This window comes from Flavobacterium sp. I3-2 (assembly GCF_013389595.1).
In the GTDB taxonomy this organism is placed as follows: domain Bacteria; phylum Bacteroidota; class Bacteroidia; order Flavobacteriales; family Flavobacteriaceae; genus Flavobacterium.
The window spans coordinates 463,800-482,039 of the sequence record NZ_CP058306.1 but is presented as its reverse complement, the minus strand read 5'-3'; the positions used below and the strand labels follow the sequence as shown (position 1 = coordinate 482,039).

General features: G+C 33.0%; 15 protein-coding genes and 2 rRNA genes. 7 read left to right on the top strand and 10 right to left on the bottom strand.

Annotated elements, in window-relative coordinates; all coding sequences use genetic code 11:
- Window positions 1-41: 41 nt before the first annotated feature.
- Together HW119_RS02325 and rrf are read left to right on the top strand one after the other, a co-directional pair.
- Window positions 42-2,925: ribosomal RNA gene (locus HW119_RS02325) — 23S ribosomal RNA — on the top strand.
- 141 nt (window positions 2,926-3,066) lie between these two features.
- A 5S ribosomal RNA gene (gene rrf / locus HW119_RS02320) occupies window positions 3,067-3,178 on the top strand.
- Between the two features lie 223 nt (window positions 3,179-3,401).
- Here rrf and HW119_RS02315 read toward each other — a convergent pair.
- From HW119_RS02315 to HW119_RS02305, 4 genes are all read right to left on the bottom strand, one after another.
- A complete protein-coding gene (locus HW119_RS02315) occupies window positions 3,402-3,890 on the bottom strand; it encodes a hypothetical protein (RefSeq protein ID WP_177761080.1) in 489 nt (162 codons plus the stop codon).
- 4 nt (window positions 3,891-3,894) lie between these two features.
- Window positions 3,895-4,299 (bottom strand): hypothetical protein, encoded by a 405-nt coding sequence (locus tag HW119_RS02310; RefSeq protein ID WP_177761079.1) that lies wholly within the window; start codon window positions 4,297-4,299, stop codon window positions 3,895-3,897.
- Window positions 4,300-4,583: 284 nt separating this feature from the next.
- On the bottom strand, window positions 4,584-4,715 hold the full coding sequence (locus tag HW119_RS16840; RefSeq protein WP_410503984.1) for a hypothetical protein: 132 nt from the start codon (window positions 4,713-4,715) through the stop codon (window positions 4,584-4,586).
- A gap of 371 nt (window positions 4,716-5,086) precedes the next feature.
- Window positions 5,087-6,982 carry an acetate--CoA ligase gene (locus HW119_RS02305; RefSeq protein WP_177761078.1) on the bottom strand — a complete coding sequence of 632 codons (1,896 nt, stop codon included), beginning with the start codon at window positions 6,980-6,982 and terminating at the stop codon, window positions 5,087-5,089.
- 215 nt (window positions 6,983-7,197) lie between these two features.
- Between HW119_RS02305 and HW119_RS02300 the strand changes: the two genes are divergently transcribed.
- A complete protein-coding gene (locus HW119_RS02300) occupies window positions 7,198-8,091 on the top strand; it encodes a hypothetical protein (protein ID WP_177761077.1) in 894 nt (297 codons plus the stop codon).
- A 40-nt stretch (window positions 8,092-8,131) separates the two neighbouring features.
- On the opposite strand, the gene HW119_RS02295 is transcribed toward HW119_RS02300, so the two are convergent.
- The 4 genes from HW119_RS02295 to HW119_RS02280 all read right to left on the bottom strand — a co-directional run bounded on the left by HW119_RS02295 (window position 8,132) and on the right by HW119_RS02280 (window position 12,240).
- Window positions 8,132-8,977, bottom strand: a complete 846-nt coding sequence (locus HW119_RS02295; protein WP_177761076.1) for a tetratricopeptide repeat protein — start codon at window positions 8,975-8,977, stop codon at window positions 8,132-8,134.
- Window positions 8,978-9,029: 52 nt separating this feature from the next.
- Window positions 9,030-10,016 (bottom strand): hypothetical protein, encoded by a 987-nt coding sequence (locus tag HW119_RS02290; protein ID WP_177761075.1) that lies wholly within the window; start codon window positions 10,014-10,016, stop codon window positions 9,030-9,032.
- A 233-nt stretch (window positions 10,017-10,249) separates the two neighbouring features.
- Window positions 10,250-11,653 (bottom strand): dihydrolipoyl dehydrogenase, encoded by a 1,404-nt coding sequence (gene lpdA / locus HW119_RS02285; protein WP_177761074.1) that lies wholly within the window; start codon window positions 11,651-11,653, stop codon window positions 10,250-10,252.
- A 125-nt stretch (window positions 11,654-11,778) separates the two neighbouring features.
- Window positions 11,779-12,240, bottom strand: a complete 462-nt coding sequence (locus HW119_RS02280; RefSeq protein ID WP_177761073.1) for an Lrp/AsnC family transcriptional regulator — start codon at window positions 12,238-12,240, stop codon at window positions 11,779-11,781.
- A 171-nt stretch (window positions 12,241-12,411) separates the two neighbouring features.
- Between HW119_RS02280 and HW119_RS02275 the strand changes: the two genes are divergently transcribed.
- The 4 genes from HW119_RS02275 to HW119_RS02260 all read left to right on the top strand — a co-directional run bounded on the left by HW119_RS02275 (window position 12,412) and on the right by HW119_RS02260 (window position 15,226).
- The gene (locus HW119_RS02275; protein WP_177761072.1) at window positions 12,412-13,608 is read left to right on the top strand and encodes an aminotransferase class I/II-fold pyridoxal phosphate-dependent enzyme; all 1,197 of its coding nucleotides are present in this window, start codon (window positions 12,412-12,414) and stop codon (window positions 13,606-13,608) included.
- Between the two features lie 214 nt (window positions 13,609-13,822).
- The gene (locus HW119_RS02270) at window positions 13,823-14,230 is read left to right on the top strand and encodes a hypothetical protein (RefSeq protein WP_177761071.1); all 408 of its coding nucleotides are present in this window, start codon (window positions 13,823-13,825) and stop codon (window positions 14,228-14,230) included.
- Window positions 14,196-14,819 (top strand): hypothetical protein, encoded by a 624-nt coding sequence (locus tag HW119_RS02265; RefSeq protein WP_177761070.1) that lies wholly within the window; start codon window positions 14,196-14,198, stop codon window positions 14,817-14,819. The genes HW119_RS02270 and HW119_RS02265 overlap by 35 nt, the downstream gene beginning before the upstream one ends.
- A 122-nt stretch (window positions 14,820-14,941) precedes the next feature.
- Complete coding sequence (locus tag HW119_RS02260) at window positions 14,942-15,226, top strand: hypothetical protein (RefSeq protein ID WP_177761069.1); 285 nt, start codon at window positions 14,942-14,944, stop codon at window positions 15,224-15,226.
- A gap of 48 nt (window positions 15,227-15,274) precedes the next feature.
- Here the strand turns inward: HW119_RS02260 and HW119_RS02255 are convergent, their stop codons facing one another.
- Together HW119_RS02255 and HW119_RS16705 are read right to left on the bottom strand one after the other, a co-directional pair.
- Window positions 15,275-16,321 carry a fatty acid desaturase gene (locus HW119_RS02255; protein ID WP_177761068.1) on the bottom strand — a complete coding sequence of 349 codons (1,047 nt, stop codon included), beginning with the start codon at window positions 16,319-16,321 and terminating at the stop codon, window positions 15,275-15,277.
- 155 nt (window positions 16,322-16,476) lie between these two features.
- Window positions 16,477-18,222 (bottom strand): mechanosensitive ion channel family protein, encoded by a 1,746-nt coding sequence (locus HW119_RS16705; RefSeq protein ID WP_177761067.1) that lies wholly within the window; start codon window positions 18,220-18,222, stop codon window positions 16,477-16,479.
- Window positions 18,223-18,240: the final 18 nt, after the last annotated feature.

Below are 18,240 nucleotides of genomic sequence, written 5' to 3'. Positions count from 1 at the left end.
TTAGACCTTAAGACTTTCAACTTGAAGACTGAAATAGAGCACAATAAGCAAAATAAGGGCGTATGGGGAATGCCTAGGCTCTCAGAGGCGAAGAAGGACGTGATAAGCTGCGAAAAGCTACGGGGATTGGCACACACGAATAGATCCGTAGATATCCGAATGGGGCAACCCACTATGTTGAAGACATAGTACATCGATAGATGAGCAAACCCGCTGAACTGAAACATCTAAGTAGGCGGAGGAGAAGAAAACAAAAGTGATTCCGTAAGTAGTGGCGAGCGAACGCGGATTAGCCCAAACCAATGTTGTTTCGGCAATATTGGGGTTGTAGGACCACGATATTTTAAGCAAAGCGAATTAGAATAACCTGGAAAGGTTAACCGTAGAGGGTGATAGTCCCGTATAGGTAAGCGATGTATTAGATAGTGGTATCCTGAGTAGGTCGGGGCACGTGAAACCTTGATTGAAACTGGCGGGACCATCCGCTAAGGCTAAATACTCCTGAGAGACCGATAGTGAACCAGTACCGTGAGGGAAAGGTGAAAAGAACCGTGAATAACGGAGTGAAATAGAACCTGAAACCATACGCTTACAAGCGGTCGGAGCCCATTCGTTGGGTGACGGCGTGCCTTTTGCATAATGAGCCTACGAGTTACCGTTGCTGGCGAGGATAAGTGATTCAGTCACGGATCCGAAGCGAAAGCGAGTCTGAATAGGGCGCATGAGTCAGTAATGGTAGACGCGAAACCGTGTGATCTACCCATGGACAGGTTGAAGCTGTGGTAACACACCGTGGAGGACCGAACCCGTTGACGTTGAAAAGTCTTGGGATGATCTGTGGGTAGGGGTGAAAGGCCAATCAAACTCGGAAATAGCTCGTACTCCCCGAAATGCATTTAGGTGCAGCGCTTATAGAGTTTATTAGAGGTAGAGCTACTGATTGGATGCGGGGGTTTCACCACCTACCAATTCCTGACAAACTCCGAATGCTAATAAATGCTTATAAGCAGTGAGGGCATGGGTGCTAAGGTCCATGTCCGAGAGGGAAAGAACCCAGACCATCAGCTAAGGTCCCCAAATGTATGCTAAGTTGAAAAAACGCGGTTTGTTTGCATAGACAGCTAGGATGTTGGCTTGGAAGCAGCCATTCATTTAAAGAGTGCGTAACAGCTCACTAGTCGAGCGAACGAGCATGGATAATAATCGGGCATAAGTATACTACCGAAGCTATGGATTTGACATTTAGTTGTCAAGTGGTAGGGGAGCATTCTAAACTGGGTAGAAGGTGATAGGCGACTATTGCTGGACTGTTTAGAAAAGAAAATGTAGGCATAAGTAACGATAATGCGGGCGAGAAACCCGCACACCGAAAGACTAAGGTTTCCTGAGCTATGCTAATCAGCTTAGGGTTAGTCGGGACCTAAGGCACACCCGAAGGGGGACGTCGATGGCCAACGGGTTAATATTCCCGTACTTGTTATAGTTGTGATGGAATGACGGAGTGATGAAAGCACCGCGAACTGACGGAATAGTTCGTTGAAGTACCTACCTATATCTTTAATAGTAAAATGCGTTAAGGATGGGGAAATACGATAGTACTGAGCGCCTTCGGGCAATTAGATAGTGTGCCTAAGGGCTTCCAAGAAAAGTTTCTAAACCTAGATTATAACAACCCGTACCGTAAACCGACACAGGTAGTCGAGGAGAGAATCCTAAGGTGCTCGAGAGATTCATGGCTAAGGAATTAGGCAAAATAGACCTGTAACTTCGGGAGAAAGGTCGCCAGCAGCAATGCTGGCCGCAGTGAAAAGGTCCAGGCGACTGTTTATCAAAAACACAGGGCTCTGCCAAATCGTAAGATGAAGTATAGGGCCTGACACCTGCCCGGTGCTGGAAGGTTAAGAGGAGATGTTATCTTCGGAGAAGCATTGAATTGAAGCCCCAGTAAACGGCGGCCGTAACTATAACGGTCCTAAGGTAGCGAAATTCCTTGTCGGGTAAGTTCCGACCTGCACGAATGGTGTAACGATCTGGACACTGTCTCAGCCATGAGCTCGGTGAAATTGTAGTATCGGTGAAGATGCCGATTACCCGCAGTGGGACGAAAAGACCCTGTGCACCTTTACTATAGCTTAGTATTGTTCTTGGATAAGTGATGTGTAGGATAGGTGGGAGACTTCGATCCTGCGTCGCCAGGCGTAGGTTAGTCATTGTTGAAATACCACCCTTTGCTTATTTGAGATCTAACTCGTGATACATGAGGACATTGCTTGGTGGGTAGTTTGACTGGGGTGGTCGCCTCCAAAAGAGTAACGGAGGCTTCTAAAGGTTCCCTCAGCACGCTTGGTAACCGTGCGTAGAGTGCAATGGTATAAGGGAGCTTGACTGAGAGACATACAGGTCGATCAGGTACGAAAGTAGAGCATAGTGATCCGGTGGTTCCGTATGGAAGGGCCATCGCTCAAAGGATAAAAGGTACGCCGGGGATAACAGGCTGATCTCCCCCAAGAGCTCATATCGACGGGGGGGTTTGGCACCTCGATGTCGGCTCGTCACATCCTGGGGCTGGAGAAGGTCCCAAGGGTTGGGCTGTTCGCCCATTAAAGTGGCACGCGAGCTGGGTTCAGAACGTCGTGAGACAGTTCGGTCTCTATCTACTGTGGGCGTTAGAAATTTGAGTGGATCTGATTCTAGTACGAGAGGACCGAATTGGACTAACCTCTGGTGTATCAGTTGTGCCGCCAGGTGCATCGCTGAGTAGCTACGTTGGGAAGGGATAAGCGCTGAAAGCATATAAGCGCGAAACCCACCACAAGATGAGATTTCTTTAAAGGGTCGTAGAAGATGACTACGTTGATAGGCTACAGATGTAAAGGCAGTAATGTCATAGTCGAGTAGTACTAATAGCCCGTAAGCTTATGTGCTCTAAGGAGTTGCTTATAAAGTATAGTATTAAGATTTGAGTATTAAGTATGAAGACTAAAGAAAGAATCCTCTACGAAAAAAAATGAAAAGTATCGGAAATATGTTAACAAAATATTGTTAGAGAAACCTAGCAAACCGATTTAAGGTGGTTATTGCGTCGGGGCTCACCTCTTCCCATTTCGAACAGAGAAGTTAAGCCCGATTGCGCAGATGGTACTGCATTTTAATGTGGGAGAGTATGTCGCTGCCTTTTTTTTTGAAAGTCCTTTACTGAAAAGTAAGGGACTTTTTTTTGTTTAATAAATGTTCTAAGTTATTAAACTATTTAAATTTAAATAGCAGTAGTGTTTTATAAAAAGGAGATGTCTTTATAGCCAGCTCTAATGTTAGGATGTATTAGTTTTATAAACCTTAAAAAAATGTAGTAATAATGGAGGATTACAGTGATAACACCTCTTTTGATGTATTACCAACCACTACAATCCTTCTATTTGAGATTTTTCATTATAAGTAAAATTAAATGAAAAATATAACTTTCCTTCTTTTGCATTGAATCCTTTAATGCTCTGAATACCTAATCTTAAATTATAATCTTTTTCTAAATTAGATAAATCAAAAAACCACTTATTTTTAGGATTATCTAAATCAATTACATATAACTTGTTTAATTTCAATACTTCTAATCCAAAACTTTGGATACTTAATTTTTTAGAAAACAAAAAAACAAACAAATATTTATTATCATATATTCTCTCATGTGAAACATCTTCTTGTTTAAATTCGTAAATAATTTGATCATTACTTCTTAACGATTTTTCTGATAATTCGAATATTTTCTGATCAATTTTTAATTTAATAGTATCCAATTCGTCATTATTTGAAAATTCATACTCATATAAAGATTTAAATTGAGAATAACTATTCAATGAAAAAATTAAAAGTAATATGGACAATATTTTTTTCATAATTCTATTTTTTTCTATAAAATGACGAAACTGTTCCTATCGAGGTCATAACTCCGTATACTCCTCTACCTTGTAACTGACTTTCTGTATTTATTTCCCAGGAAGCTCCTCTTGTAGAACCATTTTTTGAGAAAAAATAATTAAGTCCTTTAGCATTTTTTAACAAAAATGTAGCATAATGCGATGTATCACCTTCTTGATTTCTTTTATTAATTACTTTGTACTTCAGATTTTCAAATTCCTTACTTAAAGACAAATTACCATCCATATGCGCAAATCTTCCAATATCACCAAATCTAGGGCTATTTGTCTGTCCAAAATTCTCTAATAACATTTTATCAGCAATATTTGGATAAGGAATAATACCTGTACCACTTCTATTTATATTAAGGCTTACAGAACCCGACATACCAATAGAGAATGAAGTTCCCCAACAATTTGAATTTCCTTGTCTAGCAGTATTATTTAAATATTTATTAATTGAAGAAATAGTTTCATCAACACTCTCAATACCTAATGTCTCTAATTGTGTTCCTCCTTTAATTTCTATATTACCGTTTTCGACATTATAATTAGTATAACCACCGTTAGTTTAATTATTAACATCAATAGTATAAACAATTGGACTGTTCTCTAAAACTGTTAATTCTGGTAATTTTTCAGGTAATGCTATAGATTTATATTCTTCATAGGCTAACCTTGATTCCTCATTTTTTGATCTATAATTTCTCCCTCCATCTCCGTAGGGTCAGTAAACATAATCGGGTTATTACTTACATATTGATAAGGCGTCATCGTCTGTTCCGCCAGCGGATCCACACTGATAAATGTACTAAAAATAGCATAATACTAGCTTATCATATAATCATAAGTTTGATTTTGATGACTTATACGCTGTTTATTTACTGGAAGCTTGTAGTTTATACTTTATTCTAGAATAATGTAAAATATTATAAATATAACAGATGCTGTGATGTTTTTGACAAATACGTTTTGCAAAAGGGATGGTAGCTTTGTTTAAGCTCCTTTACAAATGTTGAATTTGTAAAAAGCGAGTGCGGACAGCCCGACCTGTAACAGAGTGGAAGGATTGCCCTAGTTCTTTTTTTTATATTTAATGATTTTTTATAAGAAAGAGTTTAACTGAAAACCGTCAATTAAACTCTTTGATTATATGGTTGCTTTTAAATATTATTTTATTTGAACGAGCCTATTTTATAATTTTCAAGTACTTCAATCAGATGTGAAATACTTGTTTCGTCTTCGATTGTAGAAGGAATTTGATAATTTTTTCCATCAACAATATCTCGTAAAAGTTTTCGTAACGTTTTTCCCGAACGTGTTTTTGGTAATTTATCTACCACGATTATATTTTTCAGTGCTGCCACTGCTCCAATTTTGTTTCGTACCAATTGAATAATTTCGTGTTGTAATTGAAAATGTTCGATTTCAGAGTTGTTTTTTAGAATGACAAAACCTAATGGAATCTGACCTTTCAAGGCGTCTTCGATTCCGATAACAGCACATTCGGCAACTTCAGGATGTTGCGAAACAACTTCTTCCATTTCTGAAGTAGAAAGGCGATGACCTGCTACATTGATAACATCATCAACACGACCTGTAACCCAAACGTTTCCGTCTTCGTCTTGATATCCGCCGTCCCCAGTAAAATAATAACCTGGATATTGGGTTAGATAGGATTCTTTGAATCGGTTTTCATTTTGCCATAATCCTGCTAATGTTCCTGGAGGCAATGGAAGTTTAGCAACAATAAATCCTTCTTTATTAGGACCTAATTCTTCACCAGATTCATTAAAAATTTGAATGTTGTATCCGATTACCGCTTTTCCTGCTGATCCAGGTTTGTAAGGTTGTAATTCGACTCCAGCCATATTTGCTAACATCGGCCACCCTGTTTCTGTTTGCCAACAATGATCAATTACTGGAATGTTTATATGCGATTTGTACCAATCGATTGAAGCAATATCGCTACGTTCGCCTGCTAAAAATTGTAGCTTTAAAGATGATAAATCATATTTTTTAATAAAATCTCCATTTGGGTCTTCTTTCTTTATTGCTCTTAGTGCAGTTGGCGCTGTAAACATGACATTGACTTTATGCTCGTTTATTACTCTCCAAAAAGTAGAAGCATCAGGTGTTCTGACTGGCTTTCCTTCAAATACAATTGTTGTAGTTCTGTTCAAAAGTGGCGCATAAACAATATAACTATGCCCAACTACCCAACCAACATCTGAAGCAGCCCAAAAAACATCACCCGGATTTACATCATAAATTTGTTTCATTGAGTTTTTAAGTACCGTGACATATCCACCAGTATCTCTCACAATTCCTTTTGGTTTTCCGGTAGTTCCTGACGTATAAAGAATATACAATGGATGCGTCGATTTTACAACTTCACAAGCTGCTTCTTCAGAACCATAAACTAGCGCATCATAATCTATGTCGTATTTTTTGAATGGAATACGAGCACCTAATTTTCTGTTGAAAACAATTACATGCTCAGGTTTGTGACTTGCTAATTCAATTGCTTCGTCAACAAAAGGTTTGTAAGCGATTAAACGATCAATTTCAATTCCGGATGAAGCCGTGATGATAATTTTTGGTTTACAATCGTCAATACGAGTTGCTAATTCAGCTGGAGCAAAACCACCAAAAACAACAGAATGAATTGCTCCAATTCTTGCGCAAGCTAACATTGCGAAAACGGCTTTTGATATCATGGGCATGTAGATGATAACTGTATCACCTTTTTGTACACCCAATGATTTTAATCCGCCTGCGAGTTTTGCAACTTCAGATTTAACTTCGTTATACGTGAATTTTTTTATTTGCTGTGTGACTGGCGAATCGTAAATCAAAGCAATTTCATCTCCAAATCCGTCTTCAATATGTTTATCTAAACATAAATAGCATGCATTCAATTCACCATCGGCAAACCATTGCGGATATCCATTTTCGTTATTTGATAAAATCGTAGTTGGGTCACTGAACCATTTGATATTTTGTGCTTGTTTTTTCCAAAAATTTTCTGGATTTGAAATACTTTCCGAATAAAATTCTTTGAATGTCATTGTTGCTAGTGTTGTTAGTAAGTTAGGTATTATTATGTTTTGTTTTATAAAGTCTAAATATGCGTATAATTATAATTTTACACAAAGATTTAGTTGTTTTTTTATTTCTTTTTAACTCTATATTTAACTTTATCTGAATTACTAATTTTAAAAATTTTATTATATTCTAATTCTTGATTAGACTCAACACTTTTGTATTTTTGAAAAAAAAACTAATGAAATTTTTTAAATTTTATATTTTACAACTTTTGGTTGTAATTTTCTTATTTGCGGGATGTAAAGAAAAAGCTCAAGTTGATATAAAAAATCTTGGTGATTTTAATATTGTAAATGTTTTAAGCGAAAATAAATACACTGAAATAAAATCAAATAATAAAAAATCAAATATAACTGACATTGCTTCCGAAGATAATTATGCTTTTTATTCTTATTTGTCTTTGCGACCAAATCGAACGTACACTTTTTTACTTGGAAATCAATATATGTTTGGAACGTATGAATTTAAACACGACGAATTGATTTTATCACCACACGAAGGAGCGAAAATTAATCTAAAAATAGTTGATACAACCGAACATGGTGTTCAATTATATGGTGATTTCAAAGATTTTAAAAGTGATTTTTTGGTGATTGTTGATGGAAAATCTTCTTTTTATTTGAATTTAAGACCTGAAATTTCGGTTGATCAAGTTGCTTATGATTATCGTTCTAAAGAATTAAATAAATGGCGTATAAAACCTACTGCGCCAGAATCTATTTATGAAATCAAAGTACGTTTGTTGAATAACCTAAATTATATAGCTTCGTATATGTATGCAAATCAAATGGCGCAAAAAGAAGTCATCAATATTGGTGGTATTCGCTCTCCATTTTTACATGCTGCTAACGGTGTTTTTTTATACGAATGGAAAGAAGTTGATAATTATTGGAAATTGATTTTTTATGATGAGAAGGATGCCAAACAAGCATATTTAATGCTGAAATATAATTTTGACAAACATTATGATGTCCCTCAAACAAATGACTGGTTGTATTTGAACGAATACCTAATTCGCGAATTAATCAAAAATGTAGAAAGCTCTATTTTGGTTGAACCTGAAAAAAAATAGTTTTTCTGTAGAGATTAAAAAAACACATAAGAAACTTCTTTTATTTCTTCTGTTCTAGAAGCCTACGAAGTTCTTTAACATCTGTACCGAAGTTTATATCATCTTCAAGTTGCGTTTTTTGTACCCAATTATTAAAGTTTTTTAAATCATTTTTACGATAATATTCACCTGCAATGTTAAAAGCATTTTCAGAATTGTAGGTTGTTTCAGTTATATTTTTTAGGATGTAATCGTACGTTTCAATTGCATCTTTTAATTGATTATTATGTAATTGTGCATAAAGAATTTCTTTATTAATATATGCGTCATTTGGTTTTAGTTTATTTGTGTTTTTTAGCACTTCTAAAGCTTCAGAATATCTTTTTAAACAATTCAAAGAAAAGGCATAATCCGCATTTATATGTGGTAAATTAGCATCTATTTTATATGCTTGTTCTAGATATGAAATCGCTTTTGAGCATTCGCCCCAAGCATTATAAGTATATCCAATGTTATACAATTCTTGTGTAGAATTAATATTGTTTTTTGAATAATATTTTAACCAATCTGGAGTTTCAGGAATTTCTAATTTATTCAAATATGATTGAGGAAGTATTGCAACTAAGCTATTATTAGGTTCAAGTCTATATTTCATTGAAGAATTTTCAACTTTTTGCGTAGATAGTTTATCACCATTTTCTATTTTGAAAGTTCCGGAAAAAACCAATGTTAAACCAGCATGAGGATCAATATAGATGAAACCATACGGATGATAACCTAGTGAATCTGCTGGAAAAGCAATCCATTTATCTTCGCTTCGAATGTAGTTTGTATCGAAATTTAATTTTTCTTGCGCTTGTATAAATACTGAACATAAGAAGATGAATAAAAGTGTCGTTTTTTTCATTTATAGAAATAGTGATTAAAATAAATTTATTCCAAAATATACAAAATATTTTTTACTTTTCTCTAAAGTTTACATGTTGCGTTGCAGTAAAAAAATCTTTAAAAACTTTATTCAATTCGTTATGTTCTTGCGAAGCTTTTAATCCTATATTCAAATAAATATCCAATATTTGATGTGAAAGTTGTTTGACAATTTCACTCCCGTATTGATGAATTTCTAAAGCTAAAGAATCTAAATTAGAAGGTTCAGTTTTTAATATTTCTTCTAATCTTGAAACTAAAAATGGTATTTTTTTATTAATTTCAGATGTTGTTTGTTGTAATTTTGAAATTGAAAGCTTATTCTTGATTTCAACTTTTGACAATTCTAAATAATGCATTGCCATACCCAAATAATTGACAATAAATGTTAGATCAGTAAAAATCTGAAATGGAATTTTATCTAAATTAGATGACGAATAGAACGTATTATAAACAAAGCTAAAATCTTCAGAAACATATTGGTTTGAAATTTCGAATGAATGTGTTTGAGTTTCTTTCATTCCCATGGAACTCCAATCTTCAATAATCTTAACAAACTCTTTCGAAATAATAAATGATTTGAATTGTTCTTGACCATTTTGATCCAAAATAGGAATTCCATCTTTTGTTATTTTCGCATTAAACGTAAAATGAGTTAAATAAATAGAACCTGTTGCGTATTTCCAACTTCCGTTGATTAAGTACTTATCTCCATGTTTTTCTGCCGAACCACCTATCATTCCACTTCCTCCAAAACATATATTTGCTTTTTTGAATATAGTTTTTGCAACCTCTGGTTTTAGATTTCTAGTAAAGTAATTTGCACCTGCACATAAAGTAACCATCCAAGCTAAACTTCCGTTTTTTTGAGCTAACTTTTGAAGTTCACCAAGTCCTTTTTGTAAATCATAGCCTAATCCACCGTATGATTTAGGAACCCATATTAATAAAATATTACTGTCTTGAATTTCATTTATTTCTTGATTAGAAAAAACATTTGAATTGTTTAGCGTAGTCATTGTTGTTTGTTGTAAAGTTTGCTAAGATAATTAAATTGAATTGCAAATTTTGACTGTTTTTGAGAATGTTCTTTTGCAATAGGGATGGAAGCTTTGTTTGAGCTCTTTTACAAATGTTAAATTTGTAAAAAGCGAGTGCGTACAGCCCGACCTGTAACGCAGTGGAAGGGATTGCCATAAATAAAGCGCTTCCGAATAAACGAAAGCGCTTTTATATGCGTGTTTAAAATGAATTAAACGTGTAATGCTCTATTTTCTGTTGCAGCTAAAGCAGCTTCTTTGATTGCTTCTGCAAATGTTGGGTGTGCGTGAGACATACGAGTGATGTCTTCTGCAGATGCTCTGAATTCCATTGCAACAACAGCTTCAGCGATTAAGTCTGCAGCACGAGCTCCAACGATGTGGAATCCTAAGATTTCGTCTGTTGCTTTGTCTGCTAAGATTTTTACAAATCCGTCTGTGTCAGCAGAAGCACGTGCACGTCCTAATGCTTTGAATGGGAATTGCCCCACTTTGTATTCTTTACCTTCAGCTTTTAATTGCTCTTCTGTTTTTCCTACAGCTGCAACTTCTGGCCAAGTGTAAACTACTCCTGGAATTAAGTTATAATCGATATGAGGTTTTTGACCTGCTAATTGCTCAGCAACTAAAACACCTTCTTCTTCAGCTTTATGAGCTAACATAGCACCGCAAACCACATCACCTATAGCGTAGATGTTAGAAGCTGTAGTTTGTAAATGATTGTTTACTTCTACTTGACCTCTTTCTGTTAATTTAACACCAGCTTTTTCTGCGTTTAATCCGTCTGTGTATGGACGACGACCAACAGAAACTAAAGAATAATCTCCTTCTAAAGTGATGATTTCTCCTTTAGCATTTTCAGCTTTAACGATAACTACATCTCCGTTACGCTCAACACCTTGAACTTTGTGAGAAGTGTAGAATTTCATTCCAGCTTTTTTAAGAACTTTAGTAATTTCTTTAGAAACAGCTCCGTCCATTGTTGGTAAAACGCGGTCTGCGAATTCAACTACAGAAACTTGTGCTCCTAAACGTAAATAAACTTGTCCCAATTCTAATCCGATAACTCCACCACCAATGATGATTAAGTGTTTAGGAACTTCTTTTAATTTTAAAGCTTCAGTTGAAGTGATGATTCTTTCTTTATCGATAGAAATAAATGGTAAAGATGATGGTTTAGAACCTGTAGCGATAATGGTATTTTTAGCTTCGATAGTTTCTCTAGTTCCATCATTTTTAGTTACTAAAACTGTCGTTGCACTTTCGAATGAACCAACTCCCTCAAATACGGTAATGTTATTTTTGTCCATTAAAAATTTAACTCCACCAGAAGTTTGATCAACAACTGCTTGTTTACGAGCAATCATTTTTTCTAAGTTAACTTTAACTTCTCCTGAAACCTCAATTCCGTGATCTGCGAAATGTTGTAACTCTTCGAAGTGGTGAGATGATGCTAATAAAGCTTTAGAAGGAATACACCCTACATTTAAACAAGTACCACCTAAAGTTGGATATTTTTCAATAATAGCAGTTTTCATCCCTAATTGTGCGCAACGAATTGCCGCGACATATCCACCAGGACCAGAACCAATTACAACTACGTCAAATGAGCTCATAATATTTTTATTTATGTTGTGTTTAAAAATTTAAATCATACAAAATTACAATAATAAAATAGTTTGATAAAGTTTTTATATGAAGAAATAAAAAAAAGTGATTGAAAAACAATCACTTTAAAATTTTACAATAATTTGTATTGGGTTGAGTTTTTAATTTCTCCAATTGTGAATAAACTGTGAGAACTTAAAACTTCGTCCATACTAGTTAATTTAGCTAACATGAATTCTCTGTAAGCTTCCATGTCCTTTACACCAATTTTTAGAATATAATCATAATCACCACTGATGTTATAACATTCTAAAACTTCTGGTAAGTCATTAATTTTTTTCTCAAATTGAATAATAGCTTCTTTTGAATGTGTCTTTATTTTTATCATTGACAAAACAACAAAACCTCTATTAACTTGATTTCGGTCTACAATCGCAACATATTTAGAAATTACATTGGTCTTTTCTAATTTTTTTACACGTTCATAAACTGCTGTTGTTGATAAACCAAGAACTAACGCTAGTTCTCTAGTCGTCTGTTTGCAATCTTCTTGCAAAAGTTCGATAAGCTTGTAATCGATTGAATCTAATTTCATCCGTTTCTTTTTTTGATTATTTAATAAGTTAAGTTGGTTTATTAATAAGTGGATCAATTATTAATTATACAAATTTTACGGAAAAATTTTTGAAATTCCAAAAAAAAACTTTCTTATTTCATAAATTTTAAGTTTTTTTGCATTAAATAACAAATCTAAAAAACTATTTTTATGTTTAACCCTGCAGATAAAATCCAAGATTTACAATACTTTGGAGAATTCGGAGGCGTAAATCCTTCAATTTCTGACTCATCTACTTATACGTTCTTATCGGCAAAGACTATGTTCGATACTTTTGAAGGTAATACAGACGGATGTTATTTATATTCGCGCCATTCTTCACCGAGTAATTTGTATCTTTCTGAAGCTTTAGCAGCAATGGAAAATACAGAGGCTGCTCATGTAACCGCTTCTGGAATGGGAGCTATTACAGCCGTAATTATGCAATTTTGTAAAAATGGTGACCATGTTGTTTCTAGTAGAACAATTTACGGTGGAACTTACGCATTCTTAAAAAATTACGCACCTCAATTCGGAATCGCAACTACTTTTGTTGATATTACTAAAATTGATGTGATTTTAAATGCAATTACAGAAAATACTAAAATCATTTATTTAGAAACAGTTTCTAATCCATTATTAGAAGTTGCAGACGTAAGAAAAATATCTGAAATCGCACATGAACGCGGAATCAAAGTTGTGGTTGATAATACGTTTTCACCACTTTCTATCACGCCAAGTTTATTAGGTGCCGATGTTACCATTCACAGTTTAACCAAATACATCAACGGAAGTAGCGATACAGTTGGAGGTGTTATTTGCGGAACGCGCGATTTTATCAATGCGTTAAAAGATGTAAATTCAGGTTCATGTATGTTGTTGGGTGCAACGATGGATAGCTTACGTGCATCGAGCATACTTAAAAACTTACGTACGTTACACATTCGTATGAAACAACATTCGTTCAACGGATTGTATTTAGCTGGTCGCTTTGAAGAATTAGGTATTAAAACGGTTTATCCAGGTTTACCTTCACACCCAAGTCATTCGTTGTTTAAAACCATGTACAATGAACATTATGGATTTGGTGGAATGATTACTATCGATGCAGGTTCTTTAGAAAAAGCAAATGCTTTAATGGAATTAATGCAAGAGCGTAACTTAGGATATTTAGCTGTAAGTTTAGGTTTCTACAAAACATTATTCAGCGCGCCAGGTTCATCTACAAGTTCAGAAATTCCGATGGATGAGCAAAAAGAAATGGGCTTATCTGAAGGTTTGGTTCGTATTTCAATCGGACTTGACGAAAACATCGAAAGAACGTACCAAAGCATGGTTGCTTGTATGAAAGAAGTTGGTGTTTTATAAACCAATTTCATTTTAAATATAAAGAGTTTTGAAGCCTCGGTTTCAAAACTTTTTTCTTTTTAGGGCAATCCTTCCACTGCGTTTCAGGTCGGGCTGTCCGCACTCGCTTTTCACAAATTAAAAATTTGCAAAAGAGCTCAAACATAACTACCATCCCTTTTGCAAGGTTTTGCTGTAGTGATAATATTTGTATATTTATAAATAAATCATTTTTATGAAATATCTGTTGTTATCACTTTTGTTTGTTTTCTTTGTTTCATGCAATTTAAAGCTTCGAGATTCAAATGCTCATCTACCAGGAATTTATGTTTATGAATTAGGTAGTGGACTTTATCATACTTTAGAAATTTATGATGATTTTACATTTCAACAATGCATTTATTCTGAAAAAGATGGAGAATTATTACATGAGAACAAAGGTGAAATGTATGTAGAAAAAACTGACATTAAATTCGAAAATTGGTTAGAATGTTATTATGAAGAACAACCACGTAATTATTATTCAGGTAAACCTTATGTAACTAATCTAATAGGTTCATATTGGTTAAAATATACAGATAGCGAAGAAATTCAAATAGTAATTTTTGATGTTACAAATTATATTTTTAAGAAAGAAATTTAAATTACAGATGAAGATATTGTACTTATTTATATTTATGAATTTGACTTTTTTGTGTTATTCTCAAACAAATAATAATTTTATTGAAGAGTTTAGAAGTTTAAAAGAAAACAAGACACTAAAACAAGAAAAAGAACTTTTAGTTAGAATTAACCATCCTGATTATTCCGAAAAAATATTATATTTATTTTATGAAAGTAATCAATGGAAGGGGAAATATTATTTTTATCACGCTGGGGATGGATTAATAGTTACTGAACTTAAATTTAATTTAAATAAAAAAAATGATTTGTCATCTGATTTAAGTTGTGGTGATATATTTTGGAATTTATTAAAATCTAAAAATGTATTTTCTTTGCCAAATGATTCTGAAATTTTTATAAAAGAAAAAGTAAATAACTATCAGGATCTTCATTACAATAAGATTTATTTATATGTAAAAGAGAATAGTTTAGAGAATAATCTCTCCTTTTCAAATTTTGAAGCGAATGTTGAAAATTTTGCTCAATTGGAAGAATTTAAAATATATGAAGAAATTCTTGATTTAATTCAGAATGAGTTTCAAGTAAATTTCCGTTCAGCATGGAATTAATAAATAGAAAATTGATTGTCTTCAGCCTATTTTTGTTGCCATTTTGTTCATTTACTCAATCTAAACAAATCGAAATTTCCGTTGATAATTTTTATCGAATTTATTTTGAGGCAGACAAAATAATGCCAACATATGATTCTCAAAGAAGTATTGATTTTTGGGGTAAAGCATTTTCTGAAAAACAACTTTTAGATAAATTTACTGTTTGTTTAGAAGTTTCGTATTGTGATTTTGAGTTGCAATCAAATCCTAAAATTACCGAGCAACGTTCAGAATACGTTTTATCTCGCTTTGAAAATGATTATCAAATTAATCGAAAAGAAATAAATGTATCTTTTGTTGTTGATGATTATTGTGATAAAAATGTATTGCTAATTACTACTTATGTTATTTTGTTGGTGAAATAGTTTTAAAAATCATAAAAATCCCTCAAACAAAACGTTTGAGGGATTTTTCTATGATTTTATTTCGTGGTATCTATTAGCTCTTTTAAAAGTTCCTAAATCGTTAAAACGAATACCGTTGGCTTTCATGACTTCGTGTGCTTTTTTACGAGCAATGTGCCTGATGTAAAACGTTTCGTTTACTACAAAATGGTGAATCGCATGCGTCCAACCAAAGAAAAAACAAAACAATTGAAATGGAAAAGTCCACCAAACGTTTAAAACTTGCGTTTGTTCAATTACGTTTCCTTTTTCAACATCTCCAAAATAATGTAAGTTTGAAGTGATGAAGTGTAAACAGAACTGACGTAATAAATTCGGTAAAAGAATAATATAAATCAACGGATTTGTATAATCTATAATCGAAGTTAAAAATTCAGGAAATACAATTTGAGTCGCAAAATTAGCGTTTAAAAATTGCACCAATAAATCAGCTGTAAAAATATATAAAATGACATGAGAAATGATGGTTAGCGGAATCAATCCTAAAAAACCATACAATTTGATTTTATGTGCCGTTTCGTATTTCAGGTTACCGTTTTTTACTTCTCTTTTGATATCGCCAAATAAACTATAAAGACGTAATAAATTCCCTACAACTAAATCAGGTGTAAAAAGCAAACGTTTCAAACTCCATTTTTCACCATTGGTAACGCCGCGTTCTTCGATGTCATGCAAAGTTCCAGAGAAACGATGATGATGATAATGCAAAGTTCTTCTGAACCACGGATTTAGTGTTAACGGTCGTAAAATCCAAACACCAAATAACATTATGTTGTGAACAAATTTATTTTCTTTGAAATACATATAATGAATTAAATCGTGTTCCAATTCATGTAAAACGCCAAATAAAAATGCATTTACTAAGATTAAAATCCAAGCAGGTACAATATCCACATACCATAAATATCCCATCAGAAGTGATAAGCCGGCAGCTAAGAAAAAGATAGCAAAACCTATGGCATTTTGTTCTTTAAGAATCGGGTAGCGTAATTTTAAATTTGCATAAGATTCAGAAATTTCTCTACGTATTAAACTGGTTCGTTGTTTATGCGTCACAATTGTATAATTTAAATCTTCTGCAATTTACTGATTTATTAGCTATTCGAATACCGAATTTAATTAGTTAACTTTTTTTTAGATAATTCTAAATAAATTAAGCTATCTAAAATTTATTGCTAATTTTTTGCTTAATAATTTTGGTTTACTATGATTTATTTGTTTTCTATAATATCAACAAACTGAACGGATTTTAGAGAAATGTCATTCTCTTTAAATGTATTATGTATGTTTTTGATTAAATCAGATTTTATTTGATACATTTTATCTGGTTCAAAAGTTATCGCATTGATTTCATAAGTGGCATTATTATCATTCAAACTCATCTGAAAAACATAAGCAGGAATTTTTCTTGTGATTCCATTTGTTTTGTAAGCAGCTTCAATTAATGTTTTTGTAATTAAGTCTTCGTCATATAAATATCGAACGTTTATTATTGTTGAGATTGTTAGTCCGTTTTCTTTACCAATTGATGAATAATTTACGGTTGCACCAGTTAAAATGGTCGAATTAGGAATGGTAATATCTTCGTTATTTATTGTTTTCAAACGCGTAACTAAAGCATTTTTTTCAATTACAATTCCGGTAATGTTTCCGACTTTTATCCAATCTTTTAATTGAAACGGACGCATGTATGTGATAACAATTCCGGCAACAGCATTTGAAATTGCCGATGAAGAGCCTATTGAAATCAAAATACCTAAGAAGACCGAAATACCTTGAAATGATTTTGTTTCTGCACCTGGTAAATATGGAAAAATAATTATCAGTAAAAATACCAAGGTTATGAATTTCAATATTAGATAGGTAGGTTTTGACCATTCTTTATAAAAACCATTAATTTTGATTGAACCTTTTCCGATTTCCAAAGCAAAATATCTCATTAATTTCAAAAGATAATTTCCTAATATGATGATGAAAATTATTTTGATAAGTTTTGGAAAATAAGCTATTATTGAATCAATTAATGATTTTATTGGGTCTAAAATCATCTGTTGTATCTCATTTGCCCATCCTGTTGTTGCAGGAAATATTTTTAATGCAATTGGAAGTGTTGAAAATAAAAGGATAATAAAAATTATAATTTTTAGAGCAAAGAAAATCTTATTGATAAAAGATATTAATTGTTGCTTTTTGAATATTTGATGTTTTTTTATTGAAAGTCCATTTTCTAGAAGATTATCATTGGTTGTTATTTTATCTCGACCTTTGTTTACTAATTTATAAATCATTTTTAGAACAAAGCCAAAGGCAATTACAATCAATAAAAATTCACCAATACGAATCAAAATGAATTTAAAGCTATTTTGTTCGCGTTGTTGTTCAACTTTTTCAGCAATGATGTCTTTGAATTTTGTAGCAAGTTCATTTGCAGTAACGCCTTCCCAAAGTGCATCAATTTCGTTAATTCCTAAAATTATTTTTCCGTTATAAGTTATAATTTCGGTATTGAAATTGTTTTCAACTTTAAGTGAATCTTTATAAAAAAATGGAGATTCATATATTTCTTCAATTTTCTTTAGTGCTGAAGTTGCTCTTTCGGTTGCAGAATATTGCCCAACTCGCGAAAATATTTTAAATAAAGTGTCATTATTTAAAACAACTGGCGCACCTTGTGTTATCGCTTTTACGCGTTCGATTTCTGCTAATCTTTTTTTGATTTCAGTAGAATCAGTTGTTGGTTTTGAATTTTGTACTTCTTCTTCGGTAGTAAGTATTGATTTGATTTCTTTAGTAAGAATTTCAACACGTAACGAATCTTGAGTTCTGAGTTTTTTGAACTCTTTTAATTCGTTTTGAAGTTTTATGTAGTTTGAATCTATTTGGATGTCTTGTTGGGCAAAACATCCAAAAGAGATTAATAATGAGGTGATTATTAAATAAAATAAATTTTTTCTCACAGTACCTATTTTTGATTA